This window comes from Clostridium sp. MF28, from assembly GCF_002969175.1.
Lineage (GTDB): Bacteria > Bacillota > Clostridia > Clostridiales > Clostridiaceae > Clostridium > Clostridium beijerinckii.
Genome location: NZ_CP014331.1, coordinates 172,264 through 193,409, shown reverse-complemented (window position 1 = coordinate 193,409; position 21,146 = coordinate 172,264). Strand labels below are relative to the sequence as shown.

Sequence of the window (21,146 nt, the reverse complement as noted above, 5' to 3'; positions counted from 1 at the left end):
TTTTAAGAAATTGGAGGTACTTAATGAATAAGATAAAAAAATACTATATTATTATTCCTATAATAACAGCTATCCTGTCTCTTATAGTAATGGTAGTAACATCAATAAATTCAAAGGTAGTTAATAAAGGTTATTCTTATTTTACTGAAGATCTTAATTCTAATAAAATATCAACTGTAATAGTTGATACTTCTCCTAAAATGACTGTAATACTAAATAGCGGTGATAAATACTCTACAGATAATCCGCATACTGATACTTTAAAAGAAAAGCTATTACTAAATGGAATAGAAGTTAAGGACGAGACCACTCCCCCTATTTCAAAAACTATTCCTTCTGGAATTTTAGGATTATCACTTTTTGCAATAGTTGCGATGCTTGTATATAAATCAAAAGGTGGCGTTTCTTCTGTAACATCGATGGAAATGCAAGATTTTAGCAAAGATAAGAAAGCAGCCCTAAATTTTGATGCTGTAGCTGGAAATGAAGAAGCTAAAGAAAGTTTAATGGATGTTGTAGATTTTCTTAAGAACCCAGAAAAGTATCAAAAGTATGGTGCTAGAATGCCAAAGGGCGTTATTCTTTACGGTGATCCAGGTACAGGTAAGACATTACTTGCAAAAGCAGTTGCAGGTGAAGCGGGAGTTCCATTTTATGCGCTCAGTGGTTCTGATTTTGTCCAAGTATATGTTGGAGTTGGTGCTGCAAGAGTAAGAAATTTATTTAAGAAAGCAAAATCTCAAGGAAAAGCTGTAATATTTATTGACGAGATCGATGCTATAGGTAAAGCAAGAGGTAATGGAAAAAACGGATCTAGTAACGATGAAAAAGATCAAACATTAAATGCGCTTTTAACTGAAATGTCTGGATTTGGACAAGAAGAAGGAATTGTAGTAATTGCAGCTACAAATAGACTTGATATGTTGGACAAAGCTCTTCTTAGACCAGGAAGGTTTGATAGACATATAGAAGTTGCATTGCCAGATGTTAATGCAAGAGAAAAGATCTTATCTCTTCATTTAAAGAACAAACCACATGAAAATATTGATATTAAAGATATAGCTAAAAAAACAGTATATTTTTCTGGTGCAAAGCTAGAAAGTTTAGTTAATGAAAGTGCTATATTAGCAGCCAAAGACAACAGTGATTATATAACTTATGACCATATAGAAAACGCATATTCTATAACTTTAGCTGGCCACGAAAAAAAAGAAAGAAGTTATCTTAAAGAAGAAGATAAACTTCTTACTGCATATCATGAGGCAGGGCATGGATTAGTTAATATGCTATTACTTCCACAGGATAAAGTTTCTAAAATAACAATTATACCGACAACAAAAGGTGCTGGAGGTTATACATTATCTATTCCTGAAGATACCAATTACCACAGAATAGATTATTTGAAAAATAAAATTAAAGTTTCACTAGGTGGTAGAGCTGCAGAAGAAATAATTTTTGGTAAAGATAAAATTTCTACTGGAGCGCATGGAGATATATCTCAAACTACTGATATTGCTTTAAAAATGGTTACTGAGTATGGTATGGGAGAAACCTTAGGGCTTATAAATCTATCAAGTGTAGGTCCTTTATATAGTAGTTATGGAAATCCTGTTATTGAAGAATGTAAAAATATTGTTAACGATCTATACAATGAAACACTGAAACTTTTAAATAAAAATAGAGCTTCTCTTGATAAGATTGCTATAGAATTATTAGAAAAAGAAACTTTACACGAAGATGAATTGAATAAATTAGTTTGACATGCTATTAAAACTAATTTATAATATTTCTGATTAATTATAGTAATCGTGTGACGAATTTGGGAGATGCTACAAGCAATGTAGAGCCGAAGGTGAAATCGCAACAAACTCTCAGGCAAAAGGACCGAATTCTGACGAAACTCTGGAAAGTCTTATGACACCCAAGAAGCAATCTTTTTAGTTAACTATTAAAAGAGAATCTTTCAGGTAAAATAACAGAGGCGAATTGTTTATGCAATTCGTCTATTTTTATGCATAAAATTTAATTGAAAGAGGTGTTTGATTTATGAATGATATTAATATATTGGAGTATCTAGGCATATTTGCATTTGCAGCATCTGGGGCTCATGTTGCAATTGAGGAAAAATTCGACTTATTCGGTATATATATTCTCGCTACTGTCACAGCTATGGGAGGAGGAGTTCTCCGTGATATTGTAACGGATGTTGGAATTCCATTATTTTTTGAAAACTATACAACTATTCCTTTTATCATTTTAGGTGCAACAATTCCTGTTATACTTCGTGGAAAACTAAAATATAATAATATGTTTGTGATAATAGATGCAATAGGGCTTTCAGCTTTTTCTGTCTCTTCTGGAATTAAAGCTCTTGAAAGTGGCTATAATTTAATGCTATTTCTATTTGCTACAAGCATTACTGGGGTTGGTGGAGGCGTACTTAGAGATATAATTACCAATAGAAAGCCTGAAATTTTTAAAACTGATGTTTACTGCATTGCATGTATCCTTGGTTCAATTTTACTGTGGTTTCTATATCCTCTTTTAGGAACTCATGTATCCCAGCATATATCATTAATCGTTATTTTTTCAATCAGAATGATTTGTTATATAAAAAAAATAAATCTTCCTGTAATTCATAAGAATTAATTATAGAAAGGCCTCCTACTAGAGTAAATTAATATAAAAGCAGTTTACTCTAGGACAAGCCTATTCCTAAATGCACATATTTTTATATAAAAAAGGAAAAGATATCATTAGATTTAGACTCCCTATAAATATTTATAAGTATATACATTAAAAAGGGGTTGATTTTAATGATTAACAAAAGCAGTAAAATTGGCGTAATATTAGCAATATTACTTGAAATATTAATTATTATTACGGCTATTAGGACCGCCTCATCAAATCCGTGGAGTTATCTACTTTTTTTACTCTGGGATGCTATAAGCATATTTATTCCTTTTATCGTTCTTAAAGTTGCTAATTCTAACAAAATAACCCTTCCATCTAGTTTTTTATCAGCATCAATAATATTTATATTTGCTACTTTATATCTAGGAGAAACTTTAAAGTTCTATAGTATGTTCTGGTGGTGGGATTTATTTCTTCATGGTATATTTGGTGTATATGGGGTTATAATTGGAGTACATCTTTTACAGGGAATTATAGAAAAAACTAAAAATACAACCAAGGAAAAATTTTCTAAATTCACCTTAATATTTGCCTTTTGTTTCACAATTGCAATAGGTACCATCTGGGAGATATATGAATTCTTAGCAGATTATTTTTTTAAAACTGATATGACAAATGGAAGTCTTGAAGATACTGCAACCGATCTTATGATAAAGATTACATGTGCCTTTATTACATGCTTAATATATTATTTTTCTAAATTAAAAAAGGCAAATAATGTTTAACAACTTAATAAGTTCATTAAACATTATTTCCCCAACTACAAAAAGTATTATTAATTATTATTAAGTCAATCATTCTTAAATATAGGGTGCCTGAAAATCACCCTATATTTTCTTTTGGTTCTGAAAAATAATATCCCTGAGAATAATCTACATTCAAATCTTTTATTTTATTATATATTTCTTCTTCAGATACAAATTCTGCAATAGTTTCTATCCCTAACTCTTTTGCAAATAATACTATAGTCTTTGTAACAATTTCTGCTGACTTATCTTTATGAACATTTTTAATAATTGATCCATCAATCTTTATATAATCTACATTTAGCTTCATAAGATAGTTAAAATTTGAATAACCAGTTCCAAAATCATCAATTGCAATTTTTGATCCATATTTTTTTACTTCTTTTATAAATTCAGTAACTTCATTAAAATTTTCAATACCTTCCGATTCAACTATTTCAAATACAATCTTCTCAGGGTTTCGTACCTTCTTTAATTTTTTTATGATTAGGGCTCTAATTTCGCTGTTCATTATATCCTGAAGAAGAAGATTTATAGATATTTCATAATTAGTTTTATTTAAAACTTCAAAAGTTTTTTCTAGCATTATTATCGTTAGTTCTTTATATAATCCAGCTTTTTTTGCTATATCCAAGAAAAAATATGGAGATATAACTTTTCCGTTTTCATCAATCATACGAATTAAAGCCTCGCATTTCTCAATTGTCTTTAAACTATTATTAACTATTGGTTGAAAAAATGGAACTATTCTATTTTCAGCTATAGCATCTTTAATTTTTTTAGTCCATATTATATTTTCCTTGATTCCCTCATATATGTTAAGATCTTCCCTATATATTTGAAATAATTCTTTATTTTTTTTTGCATAATTTAAAGCCATTTCTGCTTTCTCAAATAATAATTCTTCTTCTAACGCAACTCCCATTACAATTGTTAAGAAAATCTTACCTTCTTCGTAAACGAAACATTGATTGTTTATTTCATTTTGTAAAAATTGTATTCTTGCAATGAACTCTTCTTTTGCTATATCACTACTTGCTATAGCAAATATATCTGAATTCACTCTGTAAGAATTTAATTTATTCTCATTACAGTAACAACTAATTAACTTAGAAATATCCTTCAATACCTTATCGCCTATTGTATTTCCATAAAAATCATTTATATCATTAAAGGACCTTATATCAACAATTGTAAGTTTAGTGTATTTTTCTACACACAAGTCATTAATTAGTTTATTTCTATTTTCTAAACCCGTCAACTTGTCCGTATAATATTGTTTTTCTAACTCATCTGTTTTTTCTTTTATTTTTTCCTCTAATTTTATATTTAATTGATTTAATTCTTCCCCAGTATTCTTTATCAGGTTGTATAATGCTGAATCCTCCTCATTAAAATAAGAGTATTCATCATCAATTTCTGATATAATTTTAATTCTTGCATTGACATCTTCTGAAAGTACTAATACGGTCATTGTTTCAGTGTAAAACATATTTTTATTATTAACATTATTAAATTCACCAAAGGTATAAAAACCACCTACAGATAAATCTTTAAACGGTATTATTTCCTTTGCATTTACTTTCTTAAATATATTTTTTCTTGAATCACATGAATATATTAATAAACTCTCACATGGGCACCTTGTAATCTCGCTATACATTTCCTTTGCACTTTGCAAAATCTCTCTTAAGTCACCAAAACCAATCCTTATTTTTTCACCAATATCCAGCTTTGTAGATACAAGCGCTTCTTCTGCATTTATGAATTTTAATATGTGAGCACTAAAATATCTGTTATTTCTTTTTACCATTAATGGGAACTTATTTCCCATACGTAGAATTTGATCATTATTGTTAGTACCTAAATACTTGTTATAAAATTCTTTTACTGATATAGTTCCTATCTTTTTTACTATGTTATCTTCTACCAATGTTATCTCGTGTTCTTTCCCTATAGGTATGCAATTAAAACTACTTCCGTTATTTACATTTAAAAATTCACCTTTTAATGCAACTGCAGCTACTGCGTTTTTTTCTACTCCCTCTTCTGTAAAAACATATGTTTCATACGCCGGATCGCTCTTCCCAGCAATTCCACCAGCTACCAGAACATGATCATTTACAGAATTTATCCCATTTAAAAGTTCCTCGCCCATAATGCTTGAATCGCCAAAAGATATTATTGCCTTCGTATCTGTACTAATTAGACAATTAGCTATTTTCACACCTTTACTAAAATCAGATATATTATCCTTAACTAAGATGGATTTAATTATGGTTTTCTCAAAAACACTTATGGAGATTATGCACTCCCGTTCAAATATATCTCCATTTAGTATTTCACCTGACGACGTAGCCCCAACTATTTTGCATTGAGGAATTAATAATTTTAAATTTCTTATTACTTCATTTATAAACTCTTTATTGCATATCCCAGAAAACACCTGTACTAATATATTATTATATTTCATTATGTCATTGCTATTTACATATAATTGTAAAGTTTTAAAGTCCCTATATTTAACATTATAGGTTTTCATAATTCACCTCAATAATCTGATATTAGATTTTTATACACATATATTCAATTATACCATTTAACGAGGTCTTATTCATTATTTTTCTACATAATTTAGCAGAATTTTCGTTTTGAATCATAAAAGTTAATACAACAATATTACATTTATTTATAATATTAAATAATTTGAGAAAGTTAGTCTTATTAAGATTATATTATTAGTATACTATGTACTATTAAATATTACATTATGCTTCCATTAACATATCCTTATAATATACAAAATTTATTATAAAACAAAAAGATATAAGCGAACATTCCACCTATATCTAAATTAATACATAGCAAATTCACTCTAAGCTTGTAATAATAAAATCATTATTATATTTTTTCTAAAAGTTCCTAAGGGTTTCATCCAATTGAATATTAACAATATTACATATAATTTTATAAATATTTAAATTGAAAGATGTAACTTCCCTTAGGATATTTGTGTAAATAAAATCACCGATATTAAAGTAATTTTAAATTTATACTTATTCTTATTCTAATAGATATATAGTAGTAGTTTTTCTACCAAATTGTTTAGCCTCTTCATATGACGGGACCCAAACATCTATTACATAAGTGCCATCTTTTTTTACCTTAATTGCTCCACCTCTATCTTCAACATCAAACATGCCATCAGGCTTATAATTTTCCAACTCCGGAATATACATCTTGCTTCCAAGCGGTATATTAGATGGGGCCGCAATAACACCTATTCTTGTTGTTGTCTGCATTGCTGTTTGTGACTTCCATTTTCCCGAACATCTAGGATCATCACTATATGCAGTTAATTCTGCTTTAATAGGTTTACCTATTTGCTTTTGATTTTTTACCGATGATGTATTTACTGAATCTGATGAACCTTCATCTGATTTCTCTACTGATTCTGCATATTTATCAGTATCGGCACTTTCTTTTTTGAGATTAAAGTCTTCTTTATAGCTACCTGTAACAATTCTATTTATTTGAATATTTTTAGTTTGCTGATCTAAAAAGTTTGTTTCAAATCCTAGCAAACATACTCCTAGAAATATACAAGTTTTTATAACATTTATTTTTAATTTAATCAAATTACCACTCCTTGTGTTTTATTTGTGACCTAATAATATTCTAGGTTACTTTCCCCACCGATATGGTATTGCCCTATTATAGGATAAGAATGTATCAAACACAAAAGTAATTTTTGTTACATATAGATATAATTTTCATAATTGCATATGAAAAGGTTATATATGTTGTATTCTCGCATATTTCTTGGTAATATAGGCAGCAAATAATATTTGAAAAATTTTAATTTTAGTATTCTTTAGGTTCATTAAATAAATCATATGATTTTTTAGATTAGTATAAATAATAATAAAATTTACTAAAATAGACCTGCATTTTAATAAATAAAATGCAGGTCTATTTTAGTAGATAAATCGCTCTATTCCTAAAGCTACTCCATCATTTTGTACAGTATCAGTTACTTCCTTAGCGTGTTCTTTAACGTAATCCTCGGCATTCCCCATAGCAATTCCGCATCCTACTGTAGACAACATTTCTATATCATTCTTACCATCTCCAAAGGCATAGCTATTTTCTATTGGAATATCTAAAAAGTCCAATACTCTTAATATTCCAGTTGCCTTTGTATTTGATTTTGAATATAGTTCAAAAGATTTTTCCTCTATATTATGAATATAATCGTAATCATCATTCGCTAAATTCAAGCAATAATCCATTCCACTTTTATCATTATATAACATCTCAATTTTGTACGTCTCTACTTTTTCTAGATCATATTCAGATTGGAAATATTTTTTAGATATACTAAAAGAATCATAGAAAGAATGTAGTTTTTTATATTCATCTTTAATGTATGAATATGTTTCTCCTTGCAAAATATATTGAATATTACGCTGCTCAAAATTATACACTAATTCTTTTATGGAATCCCTTTTAAGACATTCTTTATATATACATTTTTCCTTAACTTTTACATATGCCCCATTGGTAAGGACAAAGCCATCAAATCCAAAATTATACAAAGACTCATTTAAAAAGGCATATGGTCTGCCCGTTGCAATAAATACATAATCTCCATTTGCTTGAAGTGAGCGAATTGTTTCTTTTACTCTAGGCCTAATATCTGTTATTCCATTTAAACAGTCCATTAAAGTTCCATCTATGTCAAAAAAAACTGCTTTATTCATGATTACATCTCCCCCATAGTAATTCATTCTCATTTAATATACTTTATTATCGTTTAATATCATTCTATTTTATTTATTCATCATTGTCAAACCATTTGATTATGTTTTAATAACATAATCATTAAAATAATATTAAACGAGAATTAACTATAGCAACATCTATATATCTAGTGCGTTCTTTATATGATTAAAACCTAGTCTACTTATTGTCATTCCTAATCTTTCACCTTTGATAGCATTATTTTTATAATACTCAATAACCATTTCTGTAATAACTTCCAATTCATCAGGCTGGTAAAGTTTTTTAAGACGATTTCCTATTCTTAAATTTCTTCCAAACTTGCCACCTAAATATACTGCAACTCCTTCATTATCTAACTTCATAGCTTTAAAAGGACATGCTTTGATACATTGCCCACAAGAAATGCATTTATCATAATCTATTACTGCTTTTTTATGTACCATTGATATCGCGTCAACTTTACAAGTACGTTCGCAAATCTTACATCCTTTGCACATATCTGTCTCAACCTTTGGTTCATTTTGAGCTAAAAAACCCAAATCACTGATTGGAGCTTTTACACAATTATTAGGACATGCTGCTACTCCAATTTTAAATTTACCTGGAAGATCTATTCCTAAAAACTTTCTATCGAGATTTTTAGCTATTTCTTGTGAATCTAATAATCCGAACCTACAAAGTGCTCCTTTGCAAGCAGCTACAGCTACAACCCTTGTACCAGTGCCTCCTGTCTTGATTCCTGCGTTTAATATCCTTTTCTTAACCTCTGGAATCAAATCTTCTCTAATCCAAGGTATTTCAACACATTGCCGTGTTGTAAATCCCATGTATCCATTTCCATATAATTCAGATATTTCTGCTAGACAAACCATTTCATTAGAACTTAAATTTCCTGCATCTGTCAATATTCTAAGTGAAAAATATTCTTTATCTTGTTGCTGCATGAAACCTTCTAATTTTAATGCTTCAAGCTCATTTTTAGTCATTGTTTTTTATCTATCCTTTCTGCGCAAGCGGTCTATGTGCTAATTTTAGCTAAAAGTAATAATTTATATTACTAAATTACAGTATCACGATTTATTATATAAAACTGTGATTGATATCACGTTTATGCAATTACTCATATAATCTCTTTATAAAATTACATTTTATTTTATAAGTCCTTCCTTAAATATACTTAATTAAATTTTCATATTACTTGTCAAAATCAATCATTATAGCGAATGGGACAACTCTATATATTGTATGAATACTTTTTTATAAATACAACATATTGTATTTTATCATAAAATGATTTAAAATAATGTTATTATAAAACTTGAAGATATTATAATTCAAAAGAATATAAGGATTAGAAAGAAATTATTAGCTTATTAAGTAAAACTGGAGGAATATATATGAGCGAACTATTATCAGAATCATTTTTAAACAAATACAGAGAAATTAGGAATACGCCTTTAAGCAATATCGGTGAATTTGTTTATTTACGAACTTATTCTAGATATTTAAACAATAAAAAACGAAGGGAAACTTGGTTTGAAACAGTTCTTAGAACAACAGAATATAATATTGAACTTGGCATAGAATTTAAAAAGAAACAGGGATTAAGCATAAATTTACAAGATGAAGTAAAAGAAGCTGAACTGTTATTTGATAATTTATTCAATTTAAGGACCTTTACATCAGGTAGAACTCTTTATATGGGTGGAACTGATATAGTAAAAGAATATCCACTTTCAAATTATAACTGTGCATTTACAATGGTTGAAAAATTCCATGATTTTGTAGACATATTCTATCTTCTCATGATTGGTTCAGGTGTCGGTGTTAGAATCGATAAATCTCTAATATTAAAAATGCCTAATATAAGGAGAATATATCTAGACAGCGAATATAATGAAGATATTCATAAGTTCATGCCAAAAGAATATATGGAAAACACCAAACTTATTTTAGACAAGGTAAATCCATCAGTCGCTAAGATTAAAATTGGTGACAGCAAAGAAGGCTGGTGTAATGCTCTAGAAACTTACTTTAATTTGATTACAAGTCCTGAATATATTGATATTAAGAAAATTACATTTGATTACAGTTATGTAAGACCTGAGGGTGAAAGATTAAAAAGGTTTGGTGGCAGAGCATCTGGTCATAAATCGTTAAAAAGAATGTTTGAAAAAATAAATAAGGTTTGCAGTAATCTTGTTAATGGAAGCTTAAGGTCCTTAGATGTGCTTGATATAGCTACTATAATAAGTGAAAATGTAGTTTCTGGTGGAGTTAGGCGTAGTGCAATGATGATAATTTGCGATGAAAATGATGAAGATGTTATAAATGCAAAAAGTAAACTATATACAATAGTCAATGGAAATTGGATTGAAAATTCAGAAGTATCTCATAGGAAAATGAGCAATAATTCCGTTTTATATAAAGAAAAACCATCGCTTAATAAAATAAAGAAAATCCTAGAATCCATAAAGATAAATGGTGAACCTGGTTTTATTAATGGAAGTGAAGCTATGAGAAGAAAAAGTACATTTAAAGGTTGTAACCCCTGTGGAGAAATTTTACTTAATTCACATCAATGCTGCAACCTATCAACTAACAATTTAGCCTCATTCGTAAATGAAGATAATAATCTAGATATTGATAAATTAGAAAAAATAATAAAACTATCTACTAGAGTAGCTATTAGAATGACCCTAGTAGACGTAGAACTTCCAGATTGGAATAAAATCATGCAAAATGATAGAATCGTTGGAATATCATTAACTGGAATGATGGATATGGTAAATAGAACAAACATGACTTATAAAAATTTAGGTTTATTGCTAAAGCGTTTACGAGATGTAGTTAGATGCGAAGGTATTAAATACTGCTCAGAACTTGGAATTTCCATTCCTGAGCTTATGACCACAATTAAGCCTGAAGGATCTCTATCCACACTTCCATGTGTAAGTTCAGGAATACATTATTCACATTCTAATTATTATATTAGAAGAGTTAGAATCTCTACATCTGATCCTCTATATAAAATGATAGAGAAGCTAAAATGCTATCCAATTTATAATGAAAATGGTCAAAGTGATGAAAATTGCACAACAAAAGTTATAGAATTTCCAATCAAAGCTCCTTACGGAAAAACAAAATATGATGTTGGAGCTATAGAACAACTTGAACTTTATAAATTATCAATGATAAATTGGACTGATCACAATACTTCAATTACCGTACATGTAAGAGAAAATGAGTGGGATGATGTTGCCAATTGGCTCTATGAGAATTTTGACTATGTGGTTGGTATAACTTTCCTTCCTCTAACAGACGAAACTTACCCTCTTTTACCTTATGAATCTACAACAAAGGAAGATTATGAGGAACGTATAAAAAATGTTAAACCTATAAATTATGAATTATTAGCTGAACTTGATGATGATGACGAACATGAAATAATTGATAAAGAGTGCGCAAATGGAGTTTGTCCAGTAAGATAATATAATATTTTATATTATTATATTAAAAGAAACTACTAAGTAATTGAAAGAAGCCAGTGCTGTAAAAACACTGGCTTCTTTCAATTATAAACACAAACTTTTATTTTATAGATAACTGCCTTTTTAGGTGTCAATATATTATAGGGTTCTATAATGAGAGCCAGACTTATATGTATATCAGCGAAAATTGAATACATATTTACTCCATATATATGTTGCAATTAAGTGTCTGTATCTCCATACTTTTAAATATAGATAATATATGTAATTAATTAATTGATTTATATATTTGATATAATAGTATAATAAATTAATTAATGGAGTAAATAAAATTATGAAAGCAAAAATACTTTTTTTAGCGCCCTACTTTGGCTTAAAAGAAATCGCAATGTCAGTTTCATCTGAATATAAGAATTTCCAAATTGATGTATATCAAGGGAATTATGAACAAGGACCAAAAATTCTGAAACAAGTAAATATAAACCAAAAATATGATGTAATTATAACAAGGGGTGGTACTGCTGAAGTTTGCAGGCAAATTACTCAAACTCCTATTGTTGAAATTCATATTAATGCCTTTGATATACTTAGAATTTTAAAATTATCTGAAGGATATAAAGGAAAAAAAATATTCTTATCTTATCCAAATATATTTAAATCATTTAAACAGCTAAGTGAACTTTTAGGTTATTCAATCGAATCAAAGTGTTATTTTGAACATAAAGATATTCGAGACTTAATTAAAGAACTAAAACAAGAAAACTATGAACTCGTTATTGGTGATAATATGGTATATGAAACAGCGCAAGAGTTTGGAATTAATAGTATACTTATTACAAGTGGAATTGAAGCTGTAAAAAGCGCTATTGATGAAGCTATACGCTTATGCAACGCTCTTTCTAATAATAAAGATTTAAAATCTGAAGCAGTTGAATGTACATATTATGAAAAAAGAGAAAAAAGTAATATTGATGATTTTATAAAAATATTAAATCCAGATGAAATATCAACAAGCTTTGTACATACAGTATTTCCTCAAACAATTCTTTCTCAAATATCATATCTAAGTAACACACCACTTCCAACAATTATTACTGGCCAAGATGGAATGTGTAAAAATGATATCGGATATTTATGCACTTACTATGGTCCTCAAAAAAGAAAAAGCTTAATATGTATAAGCTGTCACTCTATTCCTGAATATTACAACTACGACTTTCTATATAAAATCATAATTAATAAATTTAAAAACGAAGGAGGCACATTATTTCTGGAGGATATTGATACGTTATATACAGAAGGACAAAAAAAGATTGCTAATATTTTAAAAAAATTATCTAGAACTAATGATATTAAAATAATTGCATCTTGCGAATTCCCTGTTGAACTCTGTGTTAGCAATGGAAATTTACTTAGACAACTCCGTTCAATAATTGATGAAGTTAGAATTGAATTAAATCCTTTAAAAAATTACAGTAATGAAATCAGCAATATGGTAAGTATGTATCTTTCAAAACTAGATTTAAGATGTGCAAGTCAGGTTGTAGGTATAAAAGAAGGTGGTATAAAATTACTATCTGAATACGATTGGCCTGAAAATATACGACAATTTATGAGAGTTGTAAACCAATTAGCACTTAAATGTAATGGCTCTTATATTAATGTTGATGAAGTAAAAACAGCCTTAAAAGTAGAATTTGAAAATCACAAAAATGCTTCTCTAATCCCTATTAATTTAAATGGAAGCTTAAAAGAAATAGAAACTCGTATTATAAAGCATGTAATGGAGGAAGAAGGAATGAATCAGGTCAAAGTTGAGAAAAGATTGAAAATTAGTCATAGTACATTATGGAGAAAGTTAAAATGATTTCAAAATGAAACATTTTCTCTAATTAGTTTGTTGAATACGTAATCTAACCTTTAGTATAATAACCTAATGAAGAAATATTAAGGAAGTGAAAATTATGACTAAAGATATGACTAAAGATATGACTAAAGGGAATATACATAAGCATCTTATAAGCTTTTCTATTCCATTAATACTCGGAAATCTGCTCCAACTTACTTATAATGCCGTAGATTCGATCATAGTAGGAAGATTTTCTGGTACAGATGCTTTGGCAGCTGTTGGAACGGCTAATCCTGTAATGAATATTGTAATTTTAGGAATAACAGGTATATGTATTGGAGCATCAGTTCTTATGAGTGAATTTTTTGGAGCTGGGAAATATGAAGAATTAAAAAAAGAGATTTCGACAACTTTAATATTCGGATGTTTTTTTTCTCTAATAATTGTAATATTAGGCTTAATCCTCTCTAAGAATATATTAATCCTCCTTGGAGTTCCAAATGAAATTCTCGAATCTGCAACACTCTATCTAAGAATAATATTTGCCGCAATGCCTTTTACATATCTATATAATGCAGTATCTGCAGCAATGAGAAGTGTTGGGGATTCAAAAACACCAATAAGATTTTTAGCTATAGCATCTATTTTAAATGGATGTCTTGACTTTATTTTTATAGGAGGCTTTAATATGGGAGTACTTGGAGCTGGACTAGCCACAACTATCGCTGAAGCTTGCTCCGCTCTATTTTGTATAATTTACATATATAAAAAAGTACCATTGTTAAGACTATCTAAAAAGGATATAAAATTAGATAAAACGCTTTTAAAACAAACTCTCCAGCATGGATCAATAACAGCTTTGCAGCAATCTTGTCAGCCAATCGGCAAATTGTTAATTCAAGGTGCTATCAATCCATTAGGGGTAGCTACAATAGCAGCCTTTAATGCTGTAAACAGAGTTGATGATTTTGCTTTCACTCCACAACAAAGTATATCTCATGGAATGATGACTTTTGTTGCTCAAAATCGTGGTGCAAATAATAAAAATCGTATTAAAGCTGGATTTAGAGTTGGCTTATTCATAGAGTTTTGCTATTGGATAATAATCTGCTTGGTTGTATTAATTTTTAAGACACCCATAATGAAATTATTTGTCTCTTCTAATGATAATAACATGGTTGACTTAGGTGTGAGTTACTTAGGACTTATGGCATTTTTTTATTTATTTCCTGCATTTACAAATGGTATTCAAGGTTTCTTCAGAGGCATGGGAAACATGAAAATTACATTAATCTCTACACTTATCCAAATATCCTTTAGAGTAATATTCGTTTTTATATTAGTTTCTCATGTAGGGATGATAAGTATGGCCTATGCAAGCCTCATAGGATGGATATTCATGTTAGCTTATGAAGTTCCATATTACTTCATATTTAAAAGGAAGAATCATTTATTAAAAGATTACGACAAAGCTGAGAAGAAATTTCAAGTTTAAAGCTAAAATTTCACCTTAAAAAATCAATTAAAAGAAGGCATTAAAATAGTCTTAGAGATCATTTTAGTGCCTTCTTTTAATTAACTTATATATGAAGTCAAAAGTTATAATTTATACAATCCTATTTGACTTCAAAATTTTTATTTGCTTTTACTATATATCCATTGTCATCTATTTCTGAATATGTTAATACATTTACACATGCAATTGAAACAATACCCTGAGTTTTATCTTTTTCATTTGTTAAAGTATAATAGTTATACCCAGTGTTCTTAATCTTATCATTATAAAAATTTATTAAAGCTTCATCTGTTATTTTATCAGGATTATATGTAACTTCTCCTCTTTTTCCTATTTCTTCTCCTGAATTATTTAGAACTGATCTCTCTTTTATTTCTTTTATATGTATTCCTGCATACTTATTACTATTAATATATTCATTTTTCACCTTCTCTGGAATGCCGCTATATCCAATTATTGAAAATAATACGAAACCAAATATTAATCTACTAACTATTTTTTTCATTTATAATTCCCCCTATATCCTAATAAGATAATTGTATATTGTTTGATGTTTTTGTCAATTATTACTTAGTAGAAATATTGATTACTTATGTTATATAAATAAATATCTATAAAAAAACAAACTATATTATGTATCTATATATACTTTTAAGATTGTTAAATAATTATTTTTTATTATGATAATTTATACATATTCTTCAAATTGAACTTATAATTAGCTAGTTTTTTAACAATATAAAATAAAATTCAGAAAATTCACAACAACCACTTGAATAATTAGTAACATATTGTTATAATACTTAATAAGATAGTGATATAAATATCTATATTTTTTTAAATCTTATTGTTAAATAATTAACGTTAATTATTTAACTTCTTCTACTTCTATGTTAGTAGAAATCATAGTAAAAAATTAAAATCTATAAATATGAGGGGGATAAATACTATGATAGTAAAAAAACCAATTCAATATGCAGTTATAATCGATAGACAAGGAGATTGTGGAGTTTTTGACACCATGGAAGATGCCATTAAATTAGCTCATGTTGCTTGTGAAAAATATAAGCAATACAGTGAACAAAGAAAGAATGAAATAGTAGATTCAGTAATTAAAGAATTAGAATTGCACTTAGAAGAAGTTAGCTTAATGACTTGTAAAGAGAATGGTGCTAGCTCCTACAATAATATTCTTTACAATAATACTAATGCATTAGATAAATGTTTAAATGATAACTATCTTGAATCTAGGTTCTCTATAATTAACGGTGATAATTCTTATACTGTAAATGGCGTTATTGTTGAAGCATCTAATCCTATCGAAACAATAATTAGAAACAGCATTCTGATGCTTAAAGCTGGACATGCAGTTGTATTTTCATCAAATGAAGATGTAAAAGAAGTATTTTCTTATACTATTAAACTTATAAATAGAGCTATAGAGGCAGTAGGTGGCCCAAGAAATCTTGTAGTAACAGTAAAAAAACCTAGCGTTGAAAGCACTGATATCTTGATTTCACACGAAAGAATAACTCTTATTTCTGCAATAGATAATCAAGATACTAGAAAAATAGCTCTTTAGTCAGATGGTATTTAAATTGTTGAAAGGCATACACTTAAATAAATTTAATTCGATCTATAGCTTTGAGTGACTATATGATGGTATATATTCCAAACCACATTCATTTAAATATTTATCACCTCCATTGTATTTTCACTCATTTTGTTTAATTAAAGCACCCCAATTGGGGCTTTTTTATTTTTCTTAATTTATCATCTAATATATCAAAACTGCACCAATATGAAGAGATACCTGATCAATCGTTAATATTTTGCTTAAGTTAAGCACTATGTTTTTAGACTATTTATAATTGAAAATACAGCAATTAAATTATTAACATATAAAAAATAACCACTAACTTATAATAAATTAATGGTTATTTTAATGATATAGACTATTATTTTTTACTAATTAACTATTTTTCATTATTTACCTATAAAAGTTTTTATTCCAACCAAAATAATAAATATTCCAAAAGCTTTTTTCATTATACTTGCTGGAAGAATATTAGCAAGCTGGCCTCCAAATTTTGCACTAATTAGCATAGTAACACAAATAATTATACCAGCAGTTATATTTGTATTACCTTTCTTATAATATTCCATGAATGCAAGTAAGCCAACAGGTGGAAGCATTGCAACAAGAGATGTCCCCTGAGCTGTGAGCTGCGAAAATCCTTTTAAATACATCAATGCAGGAATTATAATTATTCCACCACCAATTCCAAACAAACCACTTAAAATACCTGCTGCGGCCCCTATTGCTATGTAAATTATAATATCTAACATCACATCATCCTCCAATAATATCAAATAAATTCTTACTTTAATTTTAAAATAACATTTATTCATTGTCATTTCATAGAATATATTTACTTTTAATAAATTAATTTATAGCTATTTATAATAGTATATTGCAATCGATTTTCTATATGCTAATATTAGTTAAATACTTAGCTTACCATATCTTTAAATGCACATTTATTATTACAACACATATTCTATTGATTATAATAAAATAAGATTCCTAATTCACTTTTTAGAATTATTTAATTATATAATGTTAGGTTGTTTATAAACACCTAAATTTATTCCTTATTAATAAAAAATTAAAGAATACATTTTCTATTAATAACTGCATTCTTTAATCTCAACTAATCTACTAAGCATATATATCTTTTCAGTATAAATAACGATTTTTCTATTTTTGTATTAAAATTTTATTTGTATTCTTCTAGTGTTTTTATTAAAGTTTGAGTATCAAATGGTTTCTTTATATAACTCTTAGCTCCTAAGGCTAAGCATTCATCTTTGACATCATCATATCCTACTGCAGATATAATAATTACTACTGCTTCAGGATCAATACTCATTATTTGGCTTAAAACATCAATGCCATCTTTTCTAACTTCAGACATATTTAAATCTAAAATTATAATATCAGGACTTTCAATCTTATATGTTTCTATTGCATCATCTTTACCTGATGCTTCTAAGATCATATAAGTTCCCCTTTTTTGAATAATTTTTCGTATAAACATTCGCATATACGATGAATCATCAACTATCAAAATCTTCTTCATATTAAAAACTCCTTCATCCTCATTTTTCAGAATTTGACTGCTATTATTAAATTATATTTTATAAAACAAATCTTTTATTTGTCCAAAAATCTCATTACATTCATCTAACTTTTCTTCTAAAGCTTTTTTATCAAGCATTTTAGCTAATTCGTGAACAGAATTTATTCTTAGTGTTCCAGATGAACCTTTTAACTCATGAGCAAACTTTGCTAGTTTCTTTAAGTCCTTAGTATTAATGGCATCATTAATTCCATTTAACAAATCAGGTAAGCACCTTATGTAGTCTTCAAATATTTCTAATGCATCTTCTATATCAAGACCGGTATCTCTAGAAAATTCATTAATATAGTTATCTATTATTCTTGAATAGTCTATAGTATTATGTTTTTTATCTATGATACTTTCTTCAATCATCTTAAATACAATACCAAAATTAATAGGTTTAGTAATGTAATTATCCATTCCAGATTTAATACACTTTTCCGAATCACCTTCCATTGCATTAGCAGTTACTGCAACAATTTTTGTGTGCTTTCTATTTTCTTCAATTCTTCTTATTTCAGCAGTAGCTTCATATCCATCCATTACTGGCATCTGACAATCCATGAATACAATATCATAATCTTCTTCCGATACTTTTCTTAATGCCTCTTTACCATCTAATGCCACATCGCAAGTAATACCACGAGATTTAAGCATGCTTATAAAAATTTTTCTGTTAACTTCATTATCTTCTGCCAGTAAAATTCTAATTTCTGATAAATTATAAATGTTTTTAACTACATTTTTATTTGAGTCTTCAAAATATTCTTCATCTTCTTTCTTCAATCCTAAATTTACAGCAATACAATCAAGTAAATCATCTCTTTTTAGTGGCTTGGTCAAATAAGACGAAAAGCCATACTCCATTGCTGCCTTAAAGTCCCCTTTATACCTCGACATTAACAGTATTAACTTGATATGTTTGGCTATTGGTATATTTTTTAACGTTCGTGCAAGTTCATAACAATTCATTCCTGGTATCTCGCACTCAATGATTACAATACTTATTTTATTTTTTGTATCATTATTAGAAATAATTGTTGAAATTGCTTCACCAGCACCATCAACCTCAATTATATGTAATCCAGTTCCTTTCAGGTAAGAACTTGTAATCTTTCGACTATTTTCATCATTGTCAACAATCAAAATATTCACGTCATTAACCTTTTCGAAAATAGAGATATGTTCAGAAGCCCTTTTAGATATTTTTAATCTTACACAAAATCTAAAAGTAGATCCTTTATCTAATACACTATCAACGGTTATTTCACCATCCATCATATTAACCAGTTCTCGGCATATAGAAAGTCCAAGTCCAGTTCCTCCATATTTTCTCGTTGTAGATGCATCTGCTTGGTTAAAAGATTTAAAAAGTTTCTGTATATCCTTTCCGCTAATTCCAATTCCAGTATCCCTCACTTCAAATGTAAGAAGTGCGATATCATTTTCTTCCTCAAAATAATCAACCTTAATTGCAATTTCACCCGCATCAGTAAATTTAACACCATTGCTCAAAAGATTAGTTAATATTTGCTTAAGTCTAGACGGATCACCTATAACCTCATCTGGAATAGTTGGATCAATTATTGTATAAAGCTGAATTCCTTTTTCCAAGGTTTTAGGAACAAAAAGTGAAACAGCATCTTCTATAACAGTTCTCAAATTAAAGCTTATTTTTTCTAGTACTAATTTTTTAGCCTCAATTTTTGAAAAGTCCAATATATCATTAATAATATTTAGTAAAATATCTGAAGCAGATTTTGCTTCGCGTACAAATTCTTTTTGTTCCAGAGAGAGATTTGACGATTCCAATAATTCTAAAAATCCAAATATTCCATTCATTGGAGTTCTTATTTCATGTGACATATTTGCAAGAAACTGACTCTTTGCTATATTTGCAGATTCAGCCTCTACTTTTGCTTTATATAATTCAGCTTCTGCAATTCTTTGCTCCGTAATATCCTGTGCTGTACAAACAAGATATTTAATGTTACCTGATTCATCTTTAATAGGTTTACTTTTAACCTGAAGGAGCCTGTCCTCGCCTTTCCAATTCTTAATTTTAAGCTCTTTCTCTGCTAGCCCATCATTCCTAAATAATTCCCAATTATTCTCAGACAACTTATTTGCAGTATTAACATCAAATATGTCATATAGGTCTTTATATTCTAAATCGCTCTTTTTCTTACCAAAGAATTCTGCATGAGCCTCATTAACAGTTGCATATGAAGTAACATTACTTAGTGCCCAAATCTGTGATGCAGCATTATCAAGTAAAATAGTCTGACCATTAAGAAGCGATTCGTATTCTTTTAATTTTGTAATCCTAGCTTTTATGAATTCTAAAAACTTTGAAATATTATTTAATACTTTTATCTGTTCCGATTGCCATATTATTGATTCCGATAAGGTTTCAAATCCTATAAAACCTATTAATTTGTTTTTATCTTTTAATGGAAGTATAAGAGACGATTTTATCCCCTCCATATTAAAAGCTTCTAATTCAAATGTTGCATCAACCGGAAATTCAGTTATATTATTTAAAACAATAAAATCCTTACTTTTAATTTGACGGATTAACCATGGAAAAGCGTAAACTACTTCATCCTCTATAATTTCCCTTTTTGGTTTTATAAACTTTTTATTCCATTGACATTCTATTTTCATAAAAGTAGGGTCTTTAGAAAAATGATATATATATATTCTATCTAAATCAAAAAATTCTCCAATTTCCTCTAATGATTTTCTTAATAACTCATTATAGTTTATAGAATTCACCTCTAAAAATCTCACATGAATACTATTCATTAATTTTAGGAAATCATTAGAATAAATATTTATTTCATCCTTGTTTTGATTCTTCATATTATCCTCCTAAAA

The 21,146-nt window shown here is 28.3% G+C and carries 15 protein-coding genes and 1 riboswitch; of the genes, 7 read left to right on the top strand and 8 right to left on the bottom strand.

The window, feature by feature from the left end; all coding sequences use genetic code 11:
• The first annotated feature begins 23 nt into the window (after positions 1 to 23).
• The 3 genes from AXY43_RS00770 to AXY43_RS00760 all read left to right on the top strand — a co-directional run bounded on the left by AXY43_RS00770 (position 24) and on the right by AXY43_RS00760 (position 3,419).
• Complete coding sequence (locus AXY43_RS00770) at positions 24 to 1,760, top strand: ATP-dependent metallopeptidase FtsH/Yme1/Tma family protein (protein WP_077869651.1); 1,737 nt, start codon at positions 24 to 26, stop codon at positions 1,758 to 1,760.
• A 50-nt stretch (positions 1,761 to 1,810) separates the two neighbouring features.
• Positions 1,811 to 1,897: riboswitch (glycine riboswitch) on the top strand.
• 149 nt (positions 1,898 to 2,046) lie between these two features.
• Positions 2,047 to 2,649 carry a trimeric intracellular cation channel family protein gene (locus AXY43_RS00765; RefSeq protein WP_023974678.1) on the top strand — a complete coding sequence of 201 codons (603 nt, stop codon included), beginning with the start codon at positions 2,047 to 2,049 and terminating at the stop codon, positions 2,647 to 2,649.
• A 167-nt stretch (positions 2,650 to 2,816) separates the two neighbouring features.
• Entirely contained in the window at positions 2,817 to 3,419 is a 603-nt protein-coding gene (locus tag AXY43_RS00760; RefSeq protein WP_039770914.1) for a hypothetical protein, read from the top strand.
• Between the two features lie 97 nt (positions 3,420 to 3,516).
• On the opposite strand, the gene AXY43_RS00755 is transcribed toward AXY43_RS00760, so the two are convergent.
• The 4 genes from AXY43_RS00755 to AXY43_RS00740 form a co-directional block, all read right to left on the bottom strand.
• A complete protein-coding gene (locus tag AXY43_RS00755) occupies positions 3,517 to 5,982 on the bottom strand; it encodes a bifunctional diguanylate cyclase/phosphodiesterase (RefSeq protein WP_105410775.1) in 2,466 nt (821 codons plus the stop codon).
• Positions 5,983 to 6,502: 520 nt separating this feature from the next.
• Complete coding sequence (locus tag AXY43_RS00750) at positions 6,503 to 7,078, bottom strand: 3D domain-containing protein (RefSeq protein ID WP_105410774.1); 576 nt, start codon at positions 7,076 to 7,078, stop codon at positions 6,503 to 6,505.
• Between the two features lie 339 nt (positions 7,079 to 7,417).
• Positions 7,418 to 8,203: a Cof-type HAD-IIB family hydrolase gene (locus AXY43_RS00745; RefSeq protein WP_023974674.1), complete on the bottom strand. Its 786-nt coding sequence runs from the start codon at positions 8,201 to 8,203 to the stop codon at positions 7,418 to 7,420.
• A gap of 159 nt (positions 8,204 to 8,362) precedes the next feature.
• The gene (locus AXY43_RS00740; RefSeq protein WP_039770907.1) at positions 8,363 to 9,211 is read right to left on the bottom strand and encodes a 4Fe-4S binding protein; all 849 of its coding nucleotides are present in this window, start codon (positions 9,209 to 9,211) and stop codon (positions 8,363 to 8,365) included.
• A gap of 411 nt (positions 9,212 to 9,622) precedes the next feature.
• On the opposite strand from AXY43_RS00740, the gene nrdJ reads away from it, so the two are divergent.
• The 3 genes from nrdJ (at position 9,623) to AXY43_RS00725 (ending at position 15,060) form a co-directional block, all read left to right on the top strand.
• Positions 9,623 to 11,716, top strand: coding sequence for a ribonucleoside-triphosphate reductase, adenosylcobalamin-dependent (gene nrdJ, locus AXY43_RS00735; protein WP_105410773.1), 2,094 nt, complete (start codon positions 9,623 to 9,625; stop codon positions 11,714 to 11,716).
• A gap of 334 nt (positions 11,717 to 12,050) precedes the next feature.
• On the top strand, positions 12,051 to 13,583 hold the full coding sequence (locus tag AXY43_RS00730; RefSeq protein ID WP_039770902.1) for a sigma-54-dependent transcriptional regulator: 1,533 nt from the start codon (positions 12,051 to 12,053) through the stop codon (positions 13,581 to 13,583).
• A gap of 109 nt (positions 13,584 to 13,692) precedes the next feature.
• The gene (locus tag AXY43_RS00725; RefSeq protein WP_012058731.1) at positions 13,693 to 15,060 is read left to right on the top strand and encodes an MATE family efflux transporter; all 1,368 of its coding nucleotides are present in this window, start codon (positions 13,693 to 13,695) and stop codon (positions 15,058 to 15,060) included.
• A gap of 121 nt (positions 15,061 to 15,181) precedes the next feature.
• Here the strand turns inward: AXY43_RS00725 and AXY43_RS00720 are convergent, their stop codons facing one another.
• Positions 15,182 to 15,586 carry a hypothetical protein gene (locus AXY43_RS00720; protein ID WP_039770901.1) on the bottom strand — a complete coding sequence of 135 codons (405 nt, stop codon included), beginning with the start codon at positions 15,584 to 15,586 and terminating at the stop codon, positions 15,182 to 15,184.
• 444 nt (positions 15,587 to 16,030) lie between these two features.
• On the opposite strand from AXY43_RS00720, the gene AXY43_RS00715 reads away from it, so the two are divergent.
• Positions 16,031 to 16,663 (top strand): aldehyde dehydrogenase family protein, encoded by a 633-nt coding sequence (locus AXY43_RS00715; protein ID WP_023974668.1) that lies wholly within the window; start codon positions 16,031 to 16,033, stop codon positions 16,661 to 16,663.
• 404 nt (positions 16,664 to 17,067) lie between these two features.
• Here the strand turns inward: AXY43_RS00715 and AXY43_RS00710 are convergent, their stop codons facing one another.
• From AXY43_RS00710 to AXY43_RS00700, 3 genes are all read right to left on the bottom strand, one after another.
• The gene (locus tag AXY43_RS00710; protein ID WP_012058728.1) at positions 17,068 to 17,430 is read right to left on the bottom strand and encodes a TSUP family transporter; all 363 of its coding nucleotides are present in this window, start codon (positions 17,428 to 17,430) and stop codon (positions 17,068 to 17,070) included.
• 431 nt (positions 17,431 to 17,861) lie between these two features.
• Positions 17,862 to 18,224 (bottom strand): response regulator, encoded by a 363-nt coding sequence (locus tag AXY43_RS00705; protein ID WP_012058727.1) that lies wholly within the window; start codon positions 18,222 to 18,224, stop codon positions 17,862 to 17,864.
• 51 nt (positions 18,225 to 18,275) lie between these two features.
• Complete coding sequence (locus AXY43_RS00700; RefSeq protein ID WP_105410772.1) at positions 18,276 to 21,131, bottom strand: response regulator; 2,856 nt, start codon at positions 21,129 to 21,131, stop codon at positions 18,276 to 18,278.
• Positions 21,132 to 21,146 lie beyond the last annotated feature (15 nt).

Excerpts from the sequence above, each read along its gene's own strand:
- AXY43_RS00765 (WP_023974678.1), top strand. The coding sequence starts at position 2,047 with ATGAATGATATTAATATATTGGAGTATCTAGGCATATTTGCATTTGCA.
- AXY43_RS00700 (WP_105410772.1), bottom strand. The coding sequence starts at position 21,131 with ATGAAGAATCAAAACAAGGATGAAATAAATATTTATTCTAATGATTTC.
- AXY43_RS00760 (WP_039770914.1), top strand. The coding sequence starts at position 2,817 with ATGATTAACAAAAGCAGTAAAATTGGCGTAATATTAGCAATATTACTT.
- AXY43_RS00730 (WP_039770902.1), top strand. The coding sequence starts at position 12,051 with ATGAAAGCAAAAATACTTTTTTTAGCGCCCTACTTTGGCTTAAAAGAA.
- AXY43_RS00745 (WP_023974674.1), bottom strand. The coding sequence starts at position 8,203 with ATGAATAAAGCAGTTTTTTTTGACATAGATGGAACTTTAATGGACTGT.
- AXY43_RS00755 (WP_105410775.1), bottom strand. The coding sequence starts at position 5,982 with ATGAAAACCTATAATGTTAAATATAGGGACTTTAAAACTTTACAATTA.
- AXY43_RS00715 (WP_023974668.1), top strand. The coding sequence starts at position 16,031 with ATGATAGTAAAAAAACCAATTCAATATGCAGTTATAATCGATAGACAA.
- AXY43_RS00720 (WP_039770901.1), bottom strand. The coding sequence starts at position 15,586 with ATGAAAAAAATAGTTAGTAGATTAATATTTGGTTTCGTATTATTTTCA.
- AXY43_RS00740 (WP_039770907.1), bottom strand. The coding sequence starts at position 9,211 with ATGACTAAAAATGAGCTTGAAGCATTAAAATTAGAAGGTTTCATGCAG.
- AXY43_RS00705 (WP_012058727.1), bottom strand. The coding sequence starts at position 18,224 with ATGAAGAAGATTTTGATAGTTGATGATTCATCGTATATGCGAATGTTT.
- nrdJ (WP_105410773.1), top strand. The coding sequence starts at position 9,623 with ATGAGCGAACTATTATCAGAATCATTTTTAAACAAATACAGAGAAATT.
- AXY43_RS00725 (WP_012058731.1), top strand. The coding sequence starts at position 13,693 with ATGACTAAAGATATGACTAAAGGGAATATACATAAGCATCTTATAAGC.
- AXY43_RS00710 (WP_012058728.1), bottom strand. The coding sequence starts at position 17,430 with ATGTTAGATATTATAATTTACATAGCAATAGGGGCCGCAGCAGGTATT.
- AXY43_RS00770 (WP_077869651.1), top strand. The coding sequence starts at position 24 with ATGAATAAGATAAAAAAATACTATATTATTATTCCTATAATAACAGCT.